The 23,078-nt window shown below is 46.3% G+C and carries 14 protein-coding genes; 7 read left to right on the forward strand and 7 right to left on the reverse strand.

Annotated features, from left to right (window positions below):
• Positions 1–142 precede the first annotated feature (142 nt).
• Together H3S83_RS10560 and H3S83_RS10565 are read right to left on the reverse strand one after the other, a co-directional pair.
• Entirely contained in the window at positions 143–1,231 is a 1,089-nt protein-coding gene (locus tag H3S83_RS10560) for a quinone-dependent dihydroorotate dehydrogenase (protein WP_198239762.1), read from the reverse strand.
• Entirely contained in the window at positions 1,228–1,575 is a 348-nt protein-coding gene (locus H3S83_RS10565) for a DUF952 domain-containing protein (protein WP_077972825.1), read from the reverse strand. The genes H3S83_RS10560 and H3S83_RS10565 overlap by 4 nt, the downstream gene beginning before the upstream one ends.
• Positions 1,576–1,684: 109 nt before the next feature.
• On the opposite strand from H3S83_RS10565, the gene H3S83_RS10570 reads away from it, so the two are divergent.
• On the forward strand, positions 1,685–2,080 hold the full coding sequence (locus tag H3S83_RS10570; protein ID WP_077972827.1) for a hypothetical protein: 396 nt from the start codon (positions 1,685–1,687) through the stop codon (positions 2,078–2,080).
• A 158-nt stretch (positions 2,081–2,238) separates the two neighbouring features.
• Positions 2,239–2,652 carry a large conductance mechanosensitive channel protein MscL gene (gene mscL / locus H3S83_RS10575; RefSeq protein WP_077972829.1) on the forward strand — a complete coding sequence of 138 codons (414 nt, stop codon included), beginning with the start codon at positions 2,239–2,241 and terminating at the stop codon, positions 2,650–2,652.
• 171 nt (positions 2,653–2,823) lie between these two features.
• Here the strand turns inward: mscL and H3S83_RS10580 are convergent, their stop codons facing one another.
• The 3 genes from H3S83_RS10580 to putA form a co-directional block, all read right to left on the reverse strand.
• The gene (locus H3S83_RS10580) at positions 2,824–5,382 is read right to left on the reverse strand and encodes a PAS domain-containing sensor histidine kinase (RefSeq protein WP_198239763.1); all 2,559 of its coding nucleotides are present in this window, start codon (positions 5,380–5,382) and stop codon (positions 2,824–2,826) included.
• A gap of 299 nt (positions 5,383–5,681) precedes the next feature.
• Entirely contained in the window at positions 5,682–8,972 is a 3,291-nt protein-coding gene (locus H3S83_RS11520) for a DNA translocase FtsK (protein ID WP_246741798.1), read from the reverse strand.
• Positions 8,973–9,132: 160 nt separating this feature from the next.
• Positions 9,133–12,801 carry a trifunctional transcriptional regulator/proline dehydrogenase/L-glutamate gamma-semialdehyde dehydrogenase gene (putA, locus tag H3S83_RS10590; RefSeq protein ID WP_198239764.1) on the reverse strand — a complete coding sequence of 1,223 codons (3,669 nt, stop codon included), beginning with the start codon at positions 12,799–12,801 and terminating at the stop codon, positions 9,133–9,135.
• Positions 12,802–12,977: 176 nt separating this feature from the next.
• Between putA and H3S83_RS10595 the strand changes: the two genes are divergently transcribed.
• Positions 12,978–13,448: an Lrp/AsnC family transcriptional regulator gene (locus H3S83_RS10595; RefSeq protein WP_198233182.1), complete on the forward strand. Its 471-nt coding sequence runs from the start codon at positions 12,978–12,980 to the stop codon at positions 13,446–13,448.
• A 119-nt stretch (positions 13,449–13,567) separates the two neighbouring features.
• Here the strand turns inward: H3S83_RS10595 and proP are convergent, their stop codons facing one another.
• The gene (gene proP, locus H3S83_RS10600; protein ID WP_198239765.1) at positions 13,568–15,058 is read right to left on the reverse strand and encodes a glycine betaine/L-proline transporter ProP; all 1,491 of its coding nucleotides are present in this window, start codon (positions 15,056–15,058) and stop codon (positions 13,568–13,570) included.
• A gap of 494 nt (positions 15,059–15,552) precedes the next feature.
• Between proP and H3S83_RS10605 the strand changes: the two genes are divergently transcribed.
• The 4 genes from H3S83_RS10605 (at position 15,553) to rpoH (ending at position 20,282) form a co-directional block, all read left to right on the forward strand.
• Positions 15,553–16,197, forward strand: a complete 645-nt coding sequence (locus H3S83_RS10605) for a hypothetical protein (protein ID WP_198239766.1) — start codon at positions 15,553–15,555, stop codon at positions 16,195–16,197.
• A gap of 467 nt (positions 16,198–16,664) precedes the next feature.
• A complete protein-coding gene (locus H3S83_RS10610) occupies positions 16,665–18,095 on the forward strand; it encodes an aldehyde dehydrogenase family protein (RefSeq protein ID WP_198239767.1) in 1,431 nt (476 codons plus the stop codon).
• Positions 18,096–18,185: 90 nt separating this feature from the next.
• Positions 18,186–19,184, forward strand: a complete 999-nt coding sequence (locus tag H3S83_RS10615; protein ID WP_198239768.1) for an RluA family pseudouridine synthase — start codon at positions 18,186–18,188, stop codon at positions 19,182–19,184.
• A gap of 168 nt (positions 19,185–19,352) precedes the next feature.
• On the forward strand, positions 19,353–20,282 hold the full coding sequence (gene rpoH, locus H3S83_RS10620) for an RNA polymerase sigma factor RpoH (protein ID WP_198225851.1): 930 nt from the start codon (positions 19,353–19,355) through the stop codon (positions 20,280–20,282).
• Positions 20,283–20,915: 633 nt separating this feature from the next.
• Here the strand turns inward: rpoH and H3S83_RS10625 are convergent.
• Positions 20,916–22,925: a hypothetical protein gene (locus H3S83_RS10625; RefSeq protein ID WP_198239769.1), complete on the reverse strand. Its 2,010-nt coding sequence runs from the start codon at positions 22,923–22,925 to the stop codon at positions 20,916–20,918.
• Positions 22,926–23,078: the final 153 nt, after the last annotated feature.

Consider the following 23,078-nt stretch of genomic DNA (forward strand, 5'->3'; position numbering starts at 1 on the left):
GACACTTTTGGGGAACCAAGTCTTTAGTAAACGCGGTTCTTATCCCAAAACCGTTTCACACTTTTGGGGAACCAAGTTTTTAATAAACGCGGTTCTTATCCCAAAACCGTTTCACACTTTTGGGGAACCGCTTGGTGTGCCCCTAATCAGGGATTTTGCGGTTTGCCCATTCATCCAAAGACAGGTCGCGATATTCCCCTATCTTTTTCGCACCATCATTTTTCATGGTTTCGAGCACATTTTTCAGAATGTATCTGGCAAGCCCCGCACCCTCGTAAACCATCGCACTATAAAGTTCGACAAGATCGGCACCGGCTTTTATTTTTTCGAGCGCTGTTTTCGCATCATAAACACCGCCAACCCCGATGATCGGTTTTTGTTGCTGCAATCTCTTGCGCATTTTCGCAAGAATAATCGTCGAGCGTTCAAATAACGGCTTGCCGGAAAGCCCGCCCGATTCGCTGCTGAAGCTTTTATTTTCAAGACCTGTTCTGGAAAGTGTCGTATTGGAAACAATAAGCCCGTCCACATCCGAGGCGAGAAGCTCGGCGGCAACATCATCAAGCCCTTCTTCGGTCAAATCAGGTGCTATTTTTAAAAAGACCGGAACATGAACACCTGTCTTTTGTTTTTCTTCCTCTCTCGCCCCGCTCACCGACAACAGCAACTCCTTCAAACTGTCACGGGCTTGCAAATTCCGTAAACCCGGTGTGTTCGGTGATGAAATATTGATGGTGAAAAAGCTTGCAACATCATAAAAACAATGAATGCCGCGCGAATAGTCGAGAATACGATCGTCCGAATCTTTGTTCGCACCAATATTGACCCCGACAATACCCTGCTTTTTACGCTTGGCGAGCCGTTTATGAGCAGCTTCATGCCCCTCATTGTTAAACCCCATGCGATTGATGACAGCCTCGTCTTCACGAAGACGAAAGAGACGGGGTTGAGGGTTACCGGCCTGCGGGCGCGGCGTGATCGTACCAACTTCGCTAAAACCGAAGCCCAAGCGCAATATTTGATCGGGAACTTCGGCATTTTTATCAAAACCGGCAGCCAAACCCAAAAAATTCGGAAATTCAAGCCCCGCAACATTCACACCCAAAGGTTGGTCATGGATTGCCGGCCCCGAACCGAAACCTGCTTTCAATGCAAGGATGGAAAGCTTGTGGGCTTTTTCGGGGGAAAGGCAGAAAATCAACGGGCGTAACAGAGAACGATAAAAGTTCATGGCAATACCTCGCTGAACTCGAACAGGCCGTTTTCGTCAGCTTCGAAAGGGCTGACACCGACAACAGCTTCAAGCGATAAGTCACCATAAAGATGAGGGAAAAACGCCCCTCCGCGAGACACTTCATAACGCAGTGCCTCTTCATCAAGCTCATCTTCATCAACGGCTACAAGCAAGAGACCGGTTTGGCCTTTAAAATGTTTGTTTGCTGTTTCTGTCACCTGCTCAGCGGTTGAAAAATGGATAAAACCGTCGGCAATATCAACCGCAGCACCTGAAAAAACACCTGAATCTTCGGCTTTTTTCCATTCGTCTTTCGACACAATCTTATAAATCAAGGCCATAACTTTCGAGCCAATATGCTATTTCGCTGGAAATCGGAATCCATTGAATGGGAAATATTTTCATTCATCCCTATATAATGAATAGGAGAGTTTCAACCAAGGAATAAAAATGTCGACTTTTCTTAAAACACTTGTTCTCGCATCCTGCTGTACTATCGGTTTGACGACAATCGGTTCTGCATCCGATCATCGTTTTGAATTTCAAAAAGTCGATGACGGTTATTTGCGTCTTGATACCGATACCGGCAGTATCGACAAATGTCTTGATAAGGACGGGAAAATAACCTGCGCTATTTCCGGTGACGAACGCGCGCGTTACGAACAGGAAATCAAAACGTTGAAAGATAAAATAGCCGAGCTTCAACAAAATAAAGCCACAACGGGCCTGCCGAGCAAACAGGATATGGATCAGGCCTATGACACAATGAAATATTTCTTCGACAAGTTTAAAAACGACTTTAAAGATAACCAGACCTCGCCCGACAAAGGTGCCGATAAACTTTAATTCCTGAAAATTCTGCGCGATGTTTTTTAGCTTCTTGCAGGAAATGATAATAAAAGTCTTTTCTTCCCGTTATTGTGCCATATTTTAGGATCGTAGCATAATCTGCATTGATTATTGTGAGAATTGAAAACGATCATGAACAGGCGAGGAAAAGGCTAATGCTCAAAGAATTTCGGGAATTTGCACTAAAGGGCAATATGATTGATCTGGCCATCGGTGTTATTATCGGCGGTGCCTTTGGCGGCCTTGTCAATTCTATTGTCAACGATCTGCTGATGCCGGTTATCGGGCTTATCACAGGTGGCATAGACTTTTCCAACATGTTCATCCAGCTTGCCGGTCAAAAACAGACAACTCTTGCAGCCGCGCGCGAAGCGGGAGCAACAATTGCCTATGGCCATTTCATTACCTTGCTCATCAATTTTCTTATTATTGCTTGGGTGCTGTTCATTGTCGTTAAAGCAATCAATGCAATGCACCGTAAAGAGCAGCAAGCCCCTGCACCAAAGCCGGTTCCCCGTGACGAGGTATTGCTGACCGAAATACGCGATCTGCTGGCTGCCAAAAAATAATATTTGTAAATGCGCATTTTGATAAAGCGTGCTTTACAATAAAATTTGAAAGCTCATAAGTGCGATCATTCAGGCATTGGAATTGCTTTGAAAAATTACATAAAGCGCTGGCCATTCGAGAAACCGGAGTGCGCCAGCCCGCTTGAAAACACTTAAAATTCCCGCTTTATTTCACGAACGGCGAACGGGAAAAAACACTTCTACTGTTGTTCCCTGCCCCGGTTTTGATAGCAGGATAAGTCTTCCGCCAATTTTTTCGGCAAGCCCTTTTGTCGTCGGCAGGCCAAGACCGGTACCGGTAAAGACTGCATCGCCCATACGTCCGTCTTTTCTTGCAACCTGTCCATAAGGCTGAAGGGCGCGCGCCATTTCTTCCTCGTTCATACCGATACCATTATCGCTCACCGATAATTTTACATAATTCTTGTCTGTGGTTGAAAGATGAACCACAATTTGCCCACCACTTTGGGTGAAACGGATAGCATTTGACAGAAGATTGAAAATAATTTGTCTGAATTCCTGCGCATCAATTCCGATTGCCGGTATTTTTGGCGGCATGGTAATACGAATGATAATGCCGTTTTCGTTGGCCTGATTTTCAAACAATGCAACCGATTTCCTCAATTGCTGGATAACGTCAAAACTTGGCACTGAAGATTGACGGTTGTCTATTGCCTTTTCGCTATTTGTTTCTCCAGAGCGTGTTTTTTCTTCGTAACGCGATTTTGCCTTTTCAAGAAAGGAGTTTACAAGGGTCAATATATGTTTTCCGGAAGAAACAATATCGCGCAAATAGCCACGATAACGTTCGTTTTCGATACGGCCGAACCGTTCTTCCTGCATAATATCGGCAAAACCGATCATGGCATTAAGCGGTGTTCTGATCTCGTGGATGGTTTGTGCAAAAACCTCGTTATCATAAATTGGCTGGCTTTGCGCCGACACATTCGTCATATCACGTAAAAGCCCCGCATATCCTTTTTGATTGGAAAGCGGTACCAGCGTGACAAAAACCCGAATGTCATCACCAGACTTTGTTTGAATATCAGCCGATTGACCACGATTGAACAATCGTTTTGCGCCACCGCTTTTGAGTGCAGCAAGATAGTCGCTGATTGCTTCTTCGGAAGTCGTCCGGAACAAGCTTTTAAACGGTCGACCGGCCACATCCTCTTCATCATAGCCGGTAAGTGCCGACGCGGCTGCACTAAAACCTTCTATTGAGCCCTCATTATTAAGAAAAACAAAGCCGTCTGTTGCTGTATCCAGCAAATTGAGAAGGGAAGACCGTTCAGGCGTAAACCTGTTTTCTCCGGATAACTGTTCATCATGAGCTGTTTTATCGGTTTTTGTAGCTTTTGAAAGCGGCCGCGCCACGGCCGGCAATTGTAATTCGCTCCGCAAACGTTCGGCAATTTCACGAAAAGCCGAGCGTTCCGAACTATTCAAAGCCGAACCGGTATCTTGCTCTTGCAATGTTTGATCAGCTTGTTTTTCTAGGCTCCCAAGAGCCGTTTTGTCTGCCTTATCCGGCGCAATATGATCAGGCAATCCTTGCGATTGAGATTGAACTATTTCGTTTTCGACCGGCTTTTCCGGTAGTGGAGCTAACTTCTTTTCGACAGTTGTAAAAGGAGCAACATCCCGATTTCCACTCTCCGGATTTGGCTGCCTGTCGACTCGATCCTTCACCATGCCAAAGCCGCGAAACCCGTCAAGTTTTCCATCAAGCGACAAAACGGGAAGACCCGACAAAGAGACTTCCAAATTCACGTATTCCCTTTTAGTTGGAAAAAGAACAACCACGTCTTGAAAGGCGGTGCATTGCGAAATTTTTTCTTCAAGTTTTAAAAAACCGGCATTCTCATATTCATTAGCAAGATCGGCGAGCGGCCTACCAAGCAATTTTTCGGCATCGCGACCACAATCATAAAACGCTCCGGAAAAATTGCTGAACGCACCGTTTTTGTCCATCTGCCATGTAAAACGGGTCGGCTTTTCATTTGTCTTCTGATTGTTTTGACCGGCCGTATTTTCATCTATAGTCGCGATATTGAAGCAAAGAACGAGAAAGCTTTGCGGCATTTCACTTAAGCGAATAGCATTGACCTGCACTTGTTCCCCGCCATTTTTCATCAAGGTTTTAACGGGTGAAAAACCGTCAATGGAAGAAAGAAAAATTTGCAGTGCATCGCCAAGTGGCTGAAAATTTCCGGTCTGTGCAAGAATTTTGTTCTTGTCACCAAAAATAGCAGCCGAAATATTATGGTCTTCCAGTCCTTCAAGAAGTGCTTCCGGATGAGTGACCAAAAGATTTCGATTTATATCATTTGCTGCTTTGCCCGACCTGTTTGTTTTTCCAGTCGAATTGACCTCCGAGGCAAAGATAAACTGTTTCTGTTTGTCCGGCGCATTTTCCCCATGCGTTTTATTTAATGCATGAGCCCCGCCGGATATGAGTGACAGGCTGAAAGAGCGTGCCCCGCTTTTTCCGCGCAAATGAACCGGACGACCGCTTTTAATGCCATTTTCGATCTGGCGTTTGACTGCACCATCGAAAATCTCTTCCCGATCAAGTGCATCGGTCAGTGATGAAAAACCGAAGAACGACAGAGCAGCACCATCAAGCCACAATAAAACCGATGCGTTGCGGTCAAGCACGAAAGAACACTTGCCGCTCAAAAAAGCGTTTCTGATTGTACTTTCAGATAGAAAATCCAGAAATGCCAAGGATTGCTCCACCGGTTAAAGAAATGTTAATTCGATCTTTTACAGGATAGAGCAAAAAGTTTCAAAAGGAATCGGGAAATATCGTTATCAGCATTTATAGTTTTTTTGCCTCTCACTCAGGCTATCGTTCCAATATGCGCCGAATTCCGCCTCTTCTTTCTAAAGCTTATCAATCAATTCTACCATCTGAAACGGTGCTGTCCATTTTTTAAAAATGACGGGATTTGATCTCTAAAAAGCAAAAAGGTGCAGACATTACTGTCTACACCTTCTCGCGAATTGGTTGGTTCAACCGGTTATCAAAATTCATGACCATGATTTAAAAGAATTTCACGTTTTCCCACATGGTTGGCCGGACCGACAATACCTTCGGCTTCCATGCGTTCAACCAGTGTCGCGGCCTTGTTATAACCGATACTCAAACGGCGCTGGATATAGGATGTTGAACATTTCTTGTCGCGCATGACCACTTTGACCGCTTGCAAGTAAAGTTCTTCCATATTTTCTCCGGCGCTGCCGGCAGCCACAATATCGGCAATCGAATCGGCATCCTCGATGGTTTCTTCTTCGTCTTCGCCATCCGTCACCGTTGCAAGATAATCGGGTGTGCCTTGAGTCTTTAAATGTGCAACAACATGTTCGACTTCTTCATCCGAAACAAAGGGGCCGTGAACACGAACAATCCGGCCACCGCCCACCATGTGGAGCATATCACCCTGCCCCAGCAATGTCTCGGCACCTTGTTCGCCAAGGATCGTACGGCTATCAATCTTGGAGGTAACCTGAAATGAAATGCGGGTTGGAAAATTCGCCTTGATCGTGCCGGTAATAACATCAACGGAGGGGCGTTGTGTTGCCATGATAAGGTGAATTCCCGCAGCACGCGCCATTTGTGCCAAACGCTGGATTGCACCTTCGATTTCTTTACCCGCAACCATCATCAGATCGGCCATTTCATCAACAATAATGACGATATAAGGAAGACGCGTAAGATCCATTGCCTCTTCGTGATAAAGCATTTCGCCGGTTTCCTTGTCAAAACCCGACTGGACACGGCAGGTAATGGTTTCGCCCTTTTCGGCTGCCGCACTGACACGCTGGTTGAAGCCGTCAATATTGCGCACGCCGAGTTTTGCCATTTTGCGATAGCGGTCTTCCATTTCGCGCACCGCCCATTTCAACGCCGTGACCGCCTTTTTAGGGTCAGTAACAACCGGAGTGAGAAGATGCGGTATGCCGTCATAGATCGACAGTTCAAGCATTTTCGGATCAACCATGATGAGGCGGCATTGCTCCGGTTTCAAACGATAAAGCAGAGACAAAATCATGGCGTTGATTGCCACCGATTTCCCTGAACCCGTGGTACCGGCAACAAGCAGATGCGGCATTTTTGCAAGTTCTGCAATGACCGGTTCACCACCGATATTTTTACCCAGAGCAAGCGGAAGCTTGTAATTGCTATCCTGAAATGTCTTGGACTGGATAATCTCGCGTAAATAAACGGTCTCGCGTACTTTATTCGGCAATTCTATGCCGATAACATTGCGCCCCGGAATAACCGCAACACGTGCGGAAATGGCTGACATCGAACGGGCAATATCATCAGAAAGACTGATAACGCGCGATGATTTGACACCGGCTGCCGGCTCGAATTCATACATGGTGACAACCGGCCCCGGACGGACATGGATGATTTCGCCTTTTATACCGAAATCTTCCAGCACACTTTCAAGAAGTCCGGCGCTGCGTTCGAGTGTTTCCTGAGAAATCACCGCACCATCTTTATGTTCCGGCTCCTGTAAAAGGTCGATTGAAGGGAAAATATAAGAATCATCGCTTTGCGATTTCGGGCTCGGAATAAAAGCCGGATTGAGCGTGCGAAATGGTGCAGAAATTGTCGCTCTAGTCGCGGTTGGCGCAGTTGTTGCGATTGGCGCATTTGTTGCCATTGGCGCAGTTGTTGCATTTTTCGTAGTTATCGCATTTTGCGCAACAGCTTGCGGTTTTTCCTTTTGTTCGGAAGCCTTTTCTTCTCCGCCCTGTCGAGGCGTTACAGCCTGTGACAGCGATTGACCGGAGGCGAGATTGGCGGTTTTTACCGGTTCGATATCCTCGATAATTCCGGCAGATGCATTAACCGTCTTTTGCTGCCCCGACGGGGAAATAGAAACCGGATTTTGCGGTGCTGTTTGGGATAGAGTGACGCTAACAGGTTTACCCGTTTGTGCTTCACCGGCCGTATTCTGCGGATTCTTCTCGACACCCGCATTTTCGATAACCACCTGCCCCTGATTATTGAAACTGGTGACAACAGAATTGTCAGGCAATGGTGTTACGACTTGCAGAACAGGCGTTTCAGTCAGTCGGGGAGTGATTGCAGGACTGACACTTGATAAGGATACACTTTCCGTTACTGCTGTCTGGCTGACGATTGATTGCGGTGCCGTGTCAAAGATAACTGTGTTGGCACGATCAGTATCCGCTATTTCAGGTTCTTCAACTGCCGCGTCACGCGCAACCGGAGTCGCAGCCGCCGGTTCAGTACTTGTCGGCTGAGTGACAACGGGCGTTACCGCCTGTTGTTCTATTTTATCTTCCGCTTTTTCTGTCGGTTTTTCAGAAACATTTGTAGCTTTTTTCGGGAAACGGCATTCCAGCACCCGATAAAGGTCGGCAATGGATTTTTCCTCGACTTTAGCAGTGCTTTTTTCTTCGCTTGCATTATCCGCCATCAAACTCGAAGCCACAGGCGGCAATTGCGACGCACCCGACATTGGCGCGCCATCAAGTGACATTTTTTGTACAGTTACAACGGGCTTCTTTTCAACGGCAACAGCGTTTGCATCTGTTTCGGGCGCAGTCATGTTCGCGCTTGTTTCCGGAGCGATAGTGTTTTCACTTTTAAGCGGCTTTTCAAACGGCTGCGGCTCGCTTTCATTTTGCGGCGCAAGTTTTGCCAGATTTTCCAGAATATCCGGCCCGCATTCAAAAAATGCCGAATCGGAAAGATAAAATGGCTTGATTTCGGCAGGCTTATTAATTTCGGCTACCGGTTTTTCGGCCTCGACCACCGCTTCCTCCATAGAAGTTTCGTTCCGGATTTGAGCGGCACTATTGTTTTGAGGACGCATATAAACAGATTTGACACTATAATTCTGTTCGATATTTTTGCGTTGGACAGAAGCAATCACTTCGTCTTGCAAGGAGCGAACTTGTGTCTTTCCCTGCTCCAAGGGCATGGTTCCGGCAAGTGTCACCGATTCTTTATTTTCTGAAAGATCCTCTTTCAAGGCCACGTTTTCACGCTTTTGCCTTTGCTCCTCTTCGAAGGCTTTCAGCTTTTCGGCAAAATCCGGATCACTTTCAACCCGTTTGCGGACGATTTCGACTTCCGGTGTACGTGTGAAACGTACATTCTGTCCGAGAGCGAAGGCTTTCTTCCATATGGTCGGATATTGCGTTTGTGATGATGCGCCAGAAACCGCTTCGTCGGGCTTTGCAGTTGCACCAGAAACGGGCTTGGCATCAGGATTTAAAGAGACCGGATTTGTTTTCAGATTACGCATGGCACTCAAACTAGATTGCGGCAATTTTTAAAGATTGCCTCTTAACAAAACTCATTTTTTCAACGTTAAAGTGGGAAAGTTAATAACCTTTTGCCAAAGTCGCTTTATCAACAAAAAAACCACCGGAAAAGAAATTCCGGTGGTCATGAATAAATCTACAACAAGTGGCAATAATTGCCGGTCTTCAGCCGATTGTCATCAGGCTAGCATTGCCTCCGGCTGCGGCCGTGTTCACCGAAGTCGAGACTTCTTCGCTAAGATAACCGAGATTATAGGGAAGTTCACCTGACGCAAGCTCCTCACTTGTTGCTGCTTGTGTGAGAATTATAGGGCCTGAAAGGGCTGCTATAATTTTCTGTTTCTCGATAATGCTGTTTTCATCGCCTTCTATGAGCGCACCCGCATAAGGACCATCGGCATTCAAATTTTCTGACCATTCGACATTCGGTAAAAGTTGTTTTGGCAAATCCGAAAGCGAATTCTGCAATTTGCAAGCCGCGTCAATCACGGCAATATTGCCGGTTGCAAATGTCGTAGCAAGCTGCCGGTAAAGCCCGCTTTTTGTTTGGGAAAATAGCAGAATTTTTCCGCGGCTGTGAAGGGAATAGACATTGCTTTCCCCAACCGGCCCCGGCAAATTGACCGAGACGCCAAGCGGTGACTTGCCGTTTAACGATTTTGCAAAGGCTGCATCGGCTGAGTCTCCATGTTGTTGAAGCCAATCGACAAAACTGTCGATAAGTTCATTTTGTCTTGCCCCGACAGAAAATTGCAGGTCGGGAGCCTGTTTGACGAGACGGCCGATATATAAGGGCCCACCGGCTTTCGGGCCGGTTCCGGACAATCCCCTTCCGCCAAATGGTTGCGAGCCGACAACCGCGCCAATAATATTGCGGTTGATATAAATATTGCCAACCCGAATATGGCTTGAAACATAATCGACAAAATCATCCAGTCTTGTATGAAGCCCGAATGTCAGACCATATCCTGTTGAATTGATTTCGTTGATAAGCTTTTTAATATCTTTGCGTTTATAACGCACAACATGCAAGACCGGCCCGAAGACTTCACGCTTCAATTCGCCAATCGAATCGATCTCGATAAGAGTGGGACTTACATATGTTCCCTCTTTTGCAATATCGGGAAGGGGAACTTGGGTCACTTTATGGCCCATAGCGCGCATTGTTTCGATATGCGTTTCGATATTATCCTTGGCTTCTTCGGTAATAACCGCGCCAATATCGGTACCGATAAAATCGGTGCGTCCGATACGCAATTCCTGCATTGCGCCTTTAAGCATGTCCAGAATGCGGTCAGCCACTTCTTCCTGTAAACACAAAACCCGCAAAGCCGAACAACGCTGGCCTGCACTATCAAAAGCCGAGGCAATAACATCTCCCACAACCTGTTCGGCAAGTGCTGACGAATCGACAATCATGGCATTCTGCCCGCCGGTTTCGGCAATGAGTGGAATGGGTTTCTTATTCTTGTTGAGGCGAGTTGAAAGCTCTTTCTGGATGAGACGCGCAACTTCTGTCGAACCGGTAAACATAACACCTGAAGTTGCTTTCTCGCCAATGAGTGCCGCACCGATTTTTCCGTCTCCCGGACAGAATTGTAAGACATCCTTCGGGATTCCCGCTTCATGCAATATGCGCACGCCTTCAGCAGCAATAAGCGGTGTTTCTTCGGCAGGCTTTGCCAAAACGGTATTGCCCGCCGCCAATGCAGCCGATATTTGACCGATAAAAATCGACAACGGGAAATTCCACGGGCTGATACAAACAATCGGCCCCAAAGGTTCTTCATTGCCTTTAAAAGTCGTGCGCAATTGTCCGGCATAAAAGCGCAAGAAATCGATTGCTTCTCTCACTTCGGCAATAGAGTTCGGAATAGATTTTCCCGCTTCTCTTGCCGCAAGTGCTAGAAGTGAAGGCATACGCGCCTGCATAAGATCAGCCGCTTTTTCAAGAATCTCCGCACGCGATTGATGGGAAGTCTTTGCCCATGATGAAAACGCTTTTTCAGCATGAGAGACCATCTTTCTGGCTTCACTTTCATCAATCTCGATAACCTCGCCCACTTTGTCGCGATGGTCTCCGGGATTTAAAATTTGACGTGATTTTGCGCCCTTTTCTACATTCGCCGGTGCTGCTTTCCAGCTTAATGCAGAACTTTTCTCAAATTCTTTCGAGAGTTCTGCAAGCACTGTTTCGTTCGATAAATCATAACCATCGGAATTGCGACGGTCTTTCCCAAAAAGATCGTCAGGCGAAGCAATCTTGTCATGCTGGGCACCGGGAACGGGCATATTACGCACCACATCAACCGGATCAACAACAAGTTCATCAACCGAGATAGACTTGTCGGTAATGCGATTGACGAAAGAAGAATTGGCACCATTTTCCAACAACCGCCGCACCAGATAAGCAAGCAAGGTTTCATGTGTACCAACCGGTGCATAAAGGCGCGCCGGACGCTGCATTTTATCTTTGCCTACGACCTCGTCATAAAGCGGTTCCCCCATGCCGTGGAGGCACTGGAACTCGAATTGTTCGACAGTATATTTATCAGGCCCCGCCAGATGATAAATCGTTGCCATGGTTTGCGCATTATGCGTTGCAAATTGCGGGAAAACGGCATCGGGAGCCGAAAGAAGTTTTCGGGCATTGGCAACATAGGAAACATCTGTATAAACTTTGCGCGTATAGACGGGAAAACTTTGAAGTCCGTCGACCTGTGCGCGTTTGATTTCAGCATCCCAATAGGCACCTTTAACAAGGCGCACCATCAAACGATGGTGACTGCGGCGGGCAAGATCAATGAGATAATCAAGCACAAAGGGGCAGCGACGACCGTAAGCTTGCACAACAAAGCCGATACCGTTCCAGCCGTCAAGATCAGGGTCAAAACAAAGACTATCCATAATATCAAGTGATAGTTCGAGCCGGTCGGCTTCCTCGGCATCTATATTAAGGCCGATATTGTAATTTTTACAAAGCAAAGCCAATTGTTTGACGCGTGGCATGAGTTCGCCCATAACACGGTCGGCTTGCGAGCGGAAATAACGGGGATGAAGTGCCGACAGTTTAATGGAAATACCTGGTCCCTCATAGACGCCGCGCCCGTTCGAGGCTTTGCCGATAGCGTGGATTGCCATCTCGTAATCGCGATAATAGCGATCGGCATCGTCAGCCGTTGTAGCGGCCTCCCCCAACATGTCATACGAATAACGAAACCCGCGTGCCTCCAGTGGTTTCGAGCGCTCGAGCGCTTCTTCAATGGTTTGGCCGCGCACAAATTGCTCGCCCATCATGCGCATGGCCATATCCATTCCTTTGCGGATAACCGGTTCACCACAGCGTGCGATAAGACCTGTCAAAGAGGAAGACAGTTCCCCTTCCCTGACACTCGACGATAGTTTGCCGGTAACCACAAGTCCCCAGGTTGCAGCATTGACAAAAAGTGATTTTCCGCCACCCAAATGCGCTTTCCAGTCACCGCCTGCTACCTTGTCGCGAATGAGGGCATCACGGGTTGCTTTGTCGGGAATGCGCAACAGTGCTTCTGCCAAACACATGAGCGCCACACCTTCCTGCGACGACAAGGAATATTCGTGAACCAGACCTTCAACACCATTGCCCTTATATTTTGCCCGCATCGTTTCGATAAGATGACGGGCTGTGGCAGCAATGTCTTTTTTGGTTTTCTCGTCAATTGTTGCTGCATCGAGAAGCGGTTTCAGACATTCGGTTTCCGCACGACGATAGGCTGCGGTTATTTTTTTGCGGAGTTCGCTCTGCTTGGAAATCGGAGGTGCAAATTCGGCAAAAGGCTTTTGTGTTCTGGTCATGATTTCATTCCACTCTGGATAAAAATTCTTGAATTCGATAAAAATTGGAAAAGATGCGTCTATAGCTTATTATCGGGTGATAATATCACCGGCTATAGTTTACTTCTCGCAAAAAAAACGGTATTTTTTAGCGATTTTTCTTGTTTTATACCTTAAAATTAGGTCTTTTTACATTAATGGAAGAAAAAAATAGTGAAATTGACCGCATTGATAATCGTATTATTGATGCGCTTGTTGAAAATGGCCGTATTTCTATTACCGAACTTTCCGAGAAAGTCGGCCTTTCCAAAACGCCATGCCAATTGCGTTTGAAAAGGCTCATGAATGACGGCTATATTACCGGCTTTCGCGCGGTGCTCAATCCTGCAAAAATGGGACTTGAACACATCGCTTTTGCAGAAGTGAAACTTTCCGACACAAGAGAAGAAGCTTTGCGGGCTTTCAATGCTGCCGTTAAAAAAATACGGGAAGTGGAAGAATGTCACATGATTGCAAGCTCTTTCGATTATCTCTTGAAAGTGCGAACCAGCGACATCAAGCGCTACCGCATTGTTCTTGGCGAAAAAATTTCAGCCTTGCCCTATGTTGAAAGTACATCGACCTTTGTGGTTATGCAAAATGTTGTCGATTCCGGTTTCAGACGCTAACCGATATGCCGGAGCGGGAAACCTCCGGCAAATACCCTGTATTTGTCGGGCCCGTGCATAGGCTTTAAAGGCAAAAAGCCGGTCGGTCGTCAACAAAATGCAACAGACATATTTTTCAATCAATTGAGTTTTGGATGCTGGTCGACGAGATTTTGTCTCTGTTCCTCAAGGTCGGAGATTTTGTTTTCAATCTCGTTGACCTGATCTTCGATATAATCGAAATGTTCCTGCAAAACTTCTTTTGCTTCGGTTCTGGATGAAGCAACCGGCGTTGCGTCTTTTAACGGGCGATTGGCCGTTTCGGGCATTTTGACGGCTGCAATAAATCCGAAAATAGCAACCGCCATAAGATAATAAGCCGGCATATAAAGCGATTGTAAAGTTTCAACAAGCCAGGCTGCGATAGGTGGCGTAAGACCTGCAATCAGCACCGCAATATTAAAACAGATCGCAAGCGTTCTGAAGCGTACATCGGTCGGGAAAAGTGCCGGAAGGATAGAAGCCATAACGCCGATGAAACAGCAAAGAAGAATCGCAAGAATGGCAATTCCCCCCGCAATCATAAACACATTGTGATGCATGATCATATAAAAAGCGGGAATAGCCAGAAATAACTGTCCGACAGAACCGATGAACAAAAACGGTTTGCGACCAATTTTATCGCTTAAAAAACCGACAAGCGGTTGCACCAGAAGCATAAAAGCCATGACAACAATGATAATGAGAACGCCATGGTCATAGCTGTAGCCGAGATTGACGGATAAAAAGTTCGGCATATAGGTGAGCAACATATAATAGGTCGAATTCACCGCAACCACCAGCAGACAACTGATTACAATGCCGTTGAGGTTTTCCTTGATGACGGTACCGACAGATGTCGTCTCGACCTTTTCTTGTTCCTCAGCCTCGGCCGAATTGTTGTTTTGGGCTTCGTAAGTGGGCGATTCATCCAGCGATTTTCTTAAATAAAGGCCGATCAATCCCAGTGGCAATGAAATAAAGAATGGAATACGCCAGCCCCAATCGCCCATTGCATCCTGCCCGATCGCAAGAGAAATTGTCGACACCACCAAGGCACCGACAAGAAAACCGGCAATGGAACCGAAATCGAGCCAACTTGCCATAAAGCCGCGTTTTCTGTCCGGTGAATATTCACTCACGAAAACCACCGCACCGGCATATTCGCCACCAACGGAAAGCCCCTGTATGATTTTAGCAAGGAGCAGCAAAAGCGGCGCAAATACCCCGATTGTCGCGTAAGAGGGGATGAGGCCGATGGCAAATGTGCTTGCCGACATCAAAATAATCGTAAAGGATAGAATGTTTTTACGACCATATTTGTCGCCCAGATAACCGAAAATGGCGCCGCCCATCGGCCTGAACAGAAACGGAATGGAAAAAGTGGCAAGAGAAGCGATCAACTGCACCGATTGGGGAGCGGAAGCAAAAAACGTGTGTCCGATAATGACTGCCAGAAAACCGTAGACACTGAAATCGAACCACTCGATGGCATTTCCAAGACCGGCAGCGCAGATAACTTTTCGCAGCTCTTTATTTCCGACAATTGGAATATCTTTGACAGTAAGTGGTTGCGGTGTCGTTTCTGACATATGTTCTTCCTTATTCCTGATACGTCTTTGCCAAAAGCCTCCGCCTCTTTTAGACAAAAGACATATCTCTTCGATAAGCGCAAAATACTACGCAAATGAAGACTGTTTCATTACAAAATCTCACGATGTCGCGGTTTGCCCTTCCCCCCGTTTAAAAAAAGTCAATTAACGACTTGCTTCCATCAGTTCTGCCGTTAAAAATAAACGGGAAACTGATAAAGGGCTAAAGACGGTTGAACATTTGCCCACAACAACGAATAACGACCATTTTGAAATTAGGGCCAGATCAATAACCGTCAACCAAAATCACATATGAGAGGTACAGTATAGTGAGAAAAATAAAAAATAACAACCCGAATTGCGGTGTGGAACTTTTAATGTGGATATAACTTTTGAGTTCAACAGATGAAAGTGGATGCCGTTTTAAGCGTCATCTTTTGATTAACACATATGTTTTATAATTTAGTCCGATTGACTGTTACACTGATTGAGCCATGGAAGAACTGATCTACATATTACCATTTGATCTGCACGGTGTCGAAATTGTTGTTACAATTCTTATAGTGGCACTGGTCTTGTTCTCTATTGTCATGCGGATTTTGAAAGTTCCCCAGAAACTTATGGTAATCGCGACCGGTGCTCTTGCAATGAGTATCTATATGGCTTTCCAGACTGACGGTCCGGGGCCTATACAACCTCTGATAAACCTCGCCCAAAGGCAAAAGCAGCTCGATCAACAATTCGAAAACAAACCATTGAAATTCGAAAATGTGACATTCACCGATGTCAAAGTGCGCGCCCATTCGCTTACACTCACTTTAAAAAACAATAACCCGTTGCCCGAAGGATCCACGAAAGACGACCTCGAGGCCTATGCCAATTCTTATCTGAATAAAAAGCTCGTCGATTATTGTGAAATACTCAACGCCGAACAAGCGCTACCCTATCGTAAGACCAACCAGCGATATTTTGATTTGACGATCAAATCCTATTACGTCAAATTTATTGATGGGGATAAAAGCGCCAAGATGGAAATTCCGGTATCAAGCTGCACGGATAAAGCGGCTACGAGCTCAAAACCGGATAAATCCGAAAATTCTGAAACGAATAAAGCTGATAATCCCGAACCCGATAAATAAAGAGTTTTTGGAAACCGATAGCCGAAAAAGCTCGAAAAACGGGGTTTAAAAAATGCGCCTCTTTAAACGCGTCTCTTTATGAGACCGTTTGGCTTATAAAACTGTTCGGGTAAGGCTGTTTAAAGCTTATCGGATTTTTATTGCGGCAACATTGCTTTTACTGGTCTTGTCTTCGGCCAGTTACAGGAAACCGAACAATAATGGTTTTAACAAGAGTGATCGCATTTTAAATAATCAGTGCAATTGTGTTTTTAAAAACCTGGTGCATTCACTTTTTCCTTGGTCATTGTCCCTCGTCTATTCGCACCCGTCTATTTTCCTTATCGTTTTTCCCAATCAGTTTTCCCCGTGAATTTTCCCCATCATTTTCCAATGACAAAAAGTTTTGGCAATCTCTACGTCTTATTGCTTTGGATAGAATGAAAAGAGGTATAAAATCATAAAACGAAGACTTAAAGGGATAAACTATGTTAGAAAAACGCAAATTTTATATAAATGGCGCCTGGGTCGAGCCTGCCGAAGCGCACGACCTTGAGGTGATTGATCCTTCAACTGAAGGAGTTTGTGGTGTCATCAGCAATGGCACGTCAAAAGATGTTGATCGTGCAGTTGCAGCCGCAAAAGCAGCCTTTGACGGATGGAAGCACACCGACCCGCAAAAGCGTTTAACCTTTGTTGAAAAAATATTGGCTATCTATAACCAGCGCCAAGGCGAAATGGCGAAAGCCATTTCAACCGAAATGGGTGCGCCTATTGATATGGCTATTGAACAACAAGTCGGAGCCGGTGCCCGCCATATCGAAACATTTATTGACAGTTTTTTGCATTTTTCTTTCCAGACCGATCTTGTCAAAGGTCATAAGGATAGTGCGCTACAATATGAACCGGTCGGGGTCGTCGGTCTTATTACACCATGGAACTGGCCAATGAACCAGATTACCTTGAAGGTTATTCCGGCAATGCTTGCCGGTTGTACCATGGTTTTGAAGCCATCGGAAATTGCACCGCTTTCCGCTTTATTATTTGCCGATATTATCGATCAGGCCGGAGTTCCGAAGGGTGTGTTCAATCTTGTCAATGGTGATGGTGCTGGTGTTGGAACATGTCTTTCCGGCCATCGGGATATTGCCATGATAAGCTTTACCGGTTCCACTCGTGCAGGTAAGGCAATTTCCAAAAATGCAGCCGACACGCTGAAACGTGTGGGGCTTGAGCTTGGTGGCAAGGGAGCCAATCTGGTTTTTGCCGATGCCCGTGAAGATGCTGTCAAATGGAGCGTTTTAAGGTGTTTCAATAATAGCGGCCAGAGCTGTAATGCACCGACACGTATGTTTGTCGAGCGTTCCATTTATGAAAAAGCCAAAGCCACAGCAAAAGAAGTAGCGAATAATGTCAAACTTGCTGTTGCGAGCCAACACGGCAACCATCTCGGACCTGTCGTATCCAAAGCCCAGTTTGACAAGATTGAAGGCCTTATCCAATCAGGTATCGACGAAGGTGCAACGCTTATTGCCGGTGGAACGGGCTTGCCCGAAGGTATCAATCATGGCTATTTTGTCCGCCCGACTGTTTTTGCCGATGTCAAACCGAATATGAGAATTTTCCGTGAAGAAATTTTCGGGCCGGTTTTGTCAATGATACCTTTCGATACAGAAGAAGAAGCCTTGGCTATGGCGAGTGATACCGATTATGGCTTAACGAACTATGTCCAATCCGAAGACAGAGAAAAATGCCACCGTATTGCAACGGCATTGCGGTCCGGCATGGTTGAAGTCAACGGTTTGAGCTTGCCGAAGGGAAGCTATTTCGGCGGCGTCAAATATTCCGGCCATGCCCGTGAAGGTGGCATCTGGGGAATCAAGGAATTTCTTGACACCAAAGCCATTTCCGAGTGGTAATATAATGATTATCCGTCTCGGGCGGAGGGAACATTCCCTCTTGCCGGAGCGGCTCAATTTCGTAAACTTTAAACGTCGATAGGGCTTCATTTGATCAGACTGGTAAGTGATGACACGGCCGAAGGTCAACGCGTCGATCAATGGCTGGCAAAGAATTGTCCGGAAATGTCGCGTTCGCGTCTTCAAGCTCTCATTCGTGAAGGACAGTTGAAAATAAATCAACTTGTTATACGCGAACCGAAAACGCGGTTAAAAACCGGCGATTCAATTGAAGTTTCTTTGCCGGAACCCGTTGCTGCACAACCTGAAGGGGAAGCAATAGACCTTGAAATTCTCTATGAAGATGATGATCTTATAGTTATCAACAAACCGGCAGGCCTTGTTGTCCATCCCGGCAATGGCAACGAGACAGGAACACTGGTAAACGCCCTGATCTACCACTGCGGTTCATCGCTTTCGGGCATCGGGGGCGTCAAACGTCCAGGAATCGTGCACCGCCTCGACAAGGATACAAGCGGTGTTATGGTTGTTGCCAAAAATGACCATGCCCATAATGTTTTAAGCCGACAATTTGCTGATCATGGCCGGCAAGGCCCTCTCGAACGCAGCTATCAGGCTGTTGTGTGGGGCACTTTGGCGCAAAAGACCGGCGTGGTTGACACTTATCTCGGACGTTCCTCACGGGATCGTATAAAAAGAGCCGTTGTTTCGCCCACCCAGATGGATGCCCGCCACGCGATAACACATTATCAATTATTGGAGTCTTTCGGGAAAACAAATGAAAAGGAAGCGATTGCAAGTCTGATTGAATGCCGATTGGAAACAGGACGTACACACCAGATCCGTGTGCATATGGCTCACATCGGCCACCCGCTTGTCGGCGATCAGGTTTATGGCAGTGCTTTCAAGACAAAAGCCAATATGTTGCCGGATGACTTGAAAACAACCGTCGCTCTTTTCCCGCGTCAAGCGCTCCATGCTGCGACACTTGTCTTCAAACATCCATCTACCGGAAAAATCATGAGCTTTACGAGCAGCCTGCCAACTGATATGCTCGAACTTATCGGGGCATTTCGGAAATTTAGGTGAAACTATTCTGGCTTTGGCGGGTTTGTTTGATTGAACGTCAACCGGACATCCGCATATTTCTTAAAAAGGCCATATAGACGGTGTAATGTGCTTGTTACATCCTAGTCGAAAAAAGGATATTTTTCGTTTTCGCCTATAATGGGAGAACGCGCTAAAGGAGGGTGCTTTATGGCCCAGACAAATTTACCATCAGTTGCTAACGGTGATGGGGGACTTACCCGCTATCTGGAAGAGATACGCCGGTTTCCTATGCTGGAGCCACAGGAAGAATATATGCTTGCGAAACGTTATCGCGAGCATGACGACCCGAAGGCAGCTCATAAACTCGTTACCAGTCATTTAAGACTCGTTGCAAAAATTGCAATGGGCTATCGTGGCTATGGTCTGCCAATCGGCGAAGTTATCTCCGAGGGCAATGTCGGCCTGATGCAGGCTGTCAAACGGTTTGAACCGGAACGCGGCTTCAGGCTTGCAACTTATGCCATGTGGTGGATTAAAGCCTCTATTCAGGAATATGTTTTGCGTTCGTGGAGCCTTGTAAAAATGGGCACCACGGCCAATCAGAAGCGCCTGTTTTTCAATTTGAGAAAAGTCAAAAGCAAGATTCAAGCTTTGGATGACGGCGACCTTAACCCCGAACAGGTCAAGGAAATTGCGACCCGTCTTAATGTCAGCGAAGATGATGTCATTTCGATGAACCGGCGCTTGTCAGGCGACACATCACTCAATGCGCCAATCCGTGCGAGTGAAGGTGAAAGTGGAGAATGGCAGGATTGGCTCGTCGATGATTCAAGCAGTCAGGAACAATTGCTGATTGAAGAAGACGAACTCGAAAACCGCCGTGCCATGCTCGAAAAAGCAATGGAAGGTCTCAATGATCGCGAGAAACGGATTTTTAAAGCCCGTCGTTTGTCGGACGATCCGGTCACGCTTGAAGAACTTTCGACAGAATTTGGCATTAGCCGTGAACGCGTTCGTCAAATTGAAGTACGCGCTTTTGAAAAAGTGCAGAATGCCGTGAGAGCTGAAGCTATTGCGCAGAAACATGCGCTGCTGCCAACCACACCAAAAAAACTCGCACCTGCGGCAAACAAATAAACATAACCGGAAAGCATTCCGGTTATTGTCGACAGTTGATTGGAAAACGCGAAATTTTGTTGGTTAAGCAGTAAAAATTTCCGACGAAACAAAATCAATTCTTGCGCCCCCCACAAAAAATAAAATCAAAAGGCTCGAAAGAGCCTTTTTCTGTTTTTCATATTTGGTTTTTGGCTTCTAAAAATTTCGTGAAAGCGGTTAGCTTGATAGGAATGCTCGTTTCTTTTATGAAATTTCCGCAGCTCTAAAAATACCGGTATCTATTCAACGCTTTTGGCTCGGCGATATTTTGATCTCCCGCACATTGACGAGGCTTTTCTGCCGACCTTCTTTTTAATGAGGTATCAGGAGCTTGATCGACGCCCATTCCGGCATTCGGTTATTTTTTGTTAGACTGCGAGCAAAAATTTTGGTCAGGCAGCTTTTTAACTGCTACCGTTTTTCCTGCACCTACACCCCACCTCTACACCCCGCAAAGAGTATGGAAAAGGCAATCGCCAATGACCTTCGGTAATTCTTGCCAGATACAGCACTTCACAACCCCGCTCTTTTCCCGAAGCATTAGTAACCAATGCAAACAAATCCAACTGCGTTAGTTCGCATTCGACAAGCCGTTTTCAAGTGATCAAACGGCTATTCGGTGTCTTCTTCACCGGCATCGCCGGATTGATCGCCATTGGTAGAGTTTTGTCCGCCACTATCCGGTGCTTCCGGTGCATCTGAAGGGCCCGCAGAATTGACCTCCGCATTATCGCCACTTTGTCCGCCGTTTTCCGGATTATCTTGCGGCAAGGCATTATCATTTTCCACATTATCACCAGAAGGAACAGATGCATTTTCTTTGTCTGAAGTCTGCTTCTGGTCATAAAGAGTGGGTTTATTGTTCTGGTTCAGCCAGCTATCAATAACCTGATTGAAAACAGCTTCTCCATTTGGCCCTTTTGAAAAAGTCAGTTCCGAAACCCGTTTGTTTTTATCGGTAATGACAAGCCGGATCCATCCCAATTGTTTCATAAGTTGTAAATTGCGATCACGGAACGGATTTGCTCCACTTAATGCAAAGAGGAAGAAATCATCATCGATTTTTGCTTCGACAGTACCTGTTAGCTGTTGACCGGGTGCCTGTTCACTGTCCTTGAATGTTAGTTCGTGCACATTATCAATGGCCTTGCCTTCAAAATCATCCGGAACGATAAATATCGCCTCGATGAGATAGGCGGCAGGTAAAGATGGATCGGTGTTGCGCCTAAGTGTCAACCTCAAAGAAAGCTTCTCGTCGGGAATTGTCACATTGCCGCGCACTGCAATTTCTTCCCGACCTTGCGAATTGGCTTTGTCTTTGACAATCGACCATTGAACGGTACCGGTCTCTACTTTTTCATCCTGTTGATCGGTACGGGCTTGATAAAAGGTCGCTTCGCCGGGTTGTTCCTGCGGCGTTGTTACGTCTATTGTTCCGGCCGATGTTGACGTTCCCTCGCCGGGCTTCATCGGGCTTTGCGCCGGCCCTTCGTCAACCTCGCTACCGTCAGCCAGCAACCGCTGGGTGAATTTTTCTTTCGGCTGCTCGCTTGTGCCCGTATTTCCGGCTATATGTTGTTCCGCATCATGCGACTTGTTCCGGCCTGAAAGGAATGACCAGGCTGTCAAAAGAACGCCAACAACAACAATAATCACCACAGCACTTGATAAGCCGATGACAATTGCCTTCTTTCGTGCTGCACGCCTTTCTGTGCGGCGCGCGGCTTGTACAAATATATCGGAAACAATATCATAATCACCGTTTTGCTGTTTATTGCCCAAGGCCTTTGCTGACTGGAGTTCTTGCTCGGCCTTTTCTTTTTCAGCCTCTTTTTCGGCAGCTATAATATCTTCCATATTGACCGGCTCGGCATCCGGTACTTGTTGATGGAGACTGGAATGAGCCGCCTCTTCGTCCCCTTTTTCTAACTTTTGTTCCCCTTCATCAATCGTTGAAGGCGGTGTCTTGTCGTGATCAAAAACCGACTGGCGAGAAAAAGCAGGTGCTCCTTCACGGAGATCACCATTTTTATCTTCGTTTCCGACCGGATGAACGGAAGTTTGATGATTATTCTTTTCAAAATTCTGTGTCCGTCCGATTTCAACGGCGGCAGATGAACCCGTCTCCGGTTTTAAAGCAGTTTGTTCGGCAGTCTTATTCGAAGCTTCACCATCAAGCCTGTCAGGATTATCAGCCGTGTTTCCGGCAGGAAATATTGGCGCGGTTGATGGGGCAACCTTTTCAGAAGCGTTTAAACCGGATTCCCCGAATTCCGATTTTTCCGTTCCGGATTCCTCTATTTTCGGCTCCGGCTCATGTCTTGAAAGTTTGTCCGATGATGAAACCGGATTAAGCTCAAGTGAAGATTGCGCTTCCGGCTTTTTGACCAGAATATTTGAAAGAAGTTCCTGTTCGACAGCGACATAATCGGCTTCAACACTTTTGATAGCGTCATCAAGTGCCTGAAGCTGAGCTTCGGCTACAGTTGGAGAAACACCGGTTTCGGCAAGTTTCCGCACAACAGTTTCACGAGCACGGGCATAAACCCGCGCCCGCAAATCCGGTGTCGGATTTTCCTGAGCATCAATTGTTTTTTTTAACAAACCTGCGAAATTCGCCATCGGCTTTTGCTTTCTCACATCCTTAACAACCAGTAGGCAAGTTGTTTTCTAAGTTGCTTCGGATTGTTGACCGATATTGTTTGTAACAACACTATCCGGTAAATTCATTTTCCAAGTCTGGAATAAATATAGTCTTGGAAAACAATCGTCAAA

The organism is Bartonella sp. W8122, assembly GCF_016102485.1.
Taxonomy (GTDB): Bacteria; Pseudomonadota; Alphaproteobacteria; order Rhizobiales; family Rhizobiaceae; genus Bartonella; species Bartonella apihabitans.

Excerpts from the sequence above, each read along its gene's own strand:
- H3S83_RS10560 (WP_198239762.1), bottom strand. The coding sequence starts at position 1,231 with ATGAACTTTTATCGTTCTCTGTTACGCCCGTTGATTTTCTGCCTTTCC.
- H3S83_RS10565 (WP_077972825.1), bottom strand. The coding sequence starts at position 1,575 with ATGGCCTTGATTTATAAGATTGTGTCGAAAGACGAATGGAAAAAAGCC.
- H3S83_RS10570 (WP_077972827.1), top strand. The coding sequence starts at position 1,685 with ATGTCGACTTTTCTTAAAACACTTGTTCTCGCATCCTGCTGTACTATC.
- mscL (WP_077972829.1), top strand. The coding sequence starts at position 2,239 with ATGCTCAAAGAATTTCGGGAATTTGCACTAAAGGGCAATATGATTGAT.
- putA (WP_198239764.1), bottom strand. The coding sequence starts at position 12,801 with ATGACCAGAACACAAAAGCCTTTTGCCGAATTTGCACCTCCGATTTCC.
- H3S83_RS10595 (WP_198233182.1), top strand. The coding sequence starts at position 12,978 with ATGGAAGAAAAAAATAGTGAAATTGACCGCATTGATAATCGTATTATT.
- proP (WP_198239765.1), bottom strand. The coding sequence starts at position 15,058 with ATGTCAGAAACGACACCGCAACCACTTACTGTCAAAGATATTCCAATT.
- H3S83_RS10605 (WP_198239766.1), top strand. The coding sequence starts at position 15,553 with ATGGAAGAACTGATCTACATATTACCATTTGATCTGCACGGTGTCGAA.
- H3S83_RS10610 (WP_198239767.1), top strand. The coding sequence starts at position 16,665 with ATGTTAGAAAAACGCAAATTTTATATAAATGGCGCCTGGGTCGAGCCT.
- rpoH (WP_198225851.1), top strand. The coding sequence starts at position 19,353 with ATGGCCCAGACAAATTTACCATCAGTTGCTAACGGTGATGGGGGACTT.
- H3S83_RS10625 (WP_198239769.1), bottom strand. The coding sequence starts at position 22,925 with ATGGCGAATTTCGCAGGTTTGTTAAAAAAAACAATTGATGCTCAGGAA.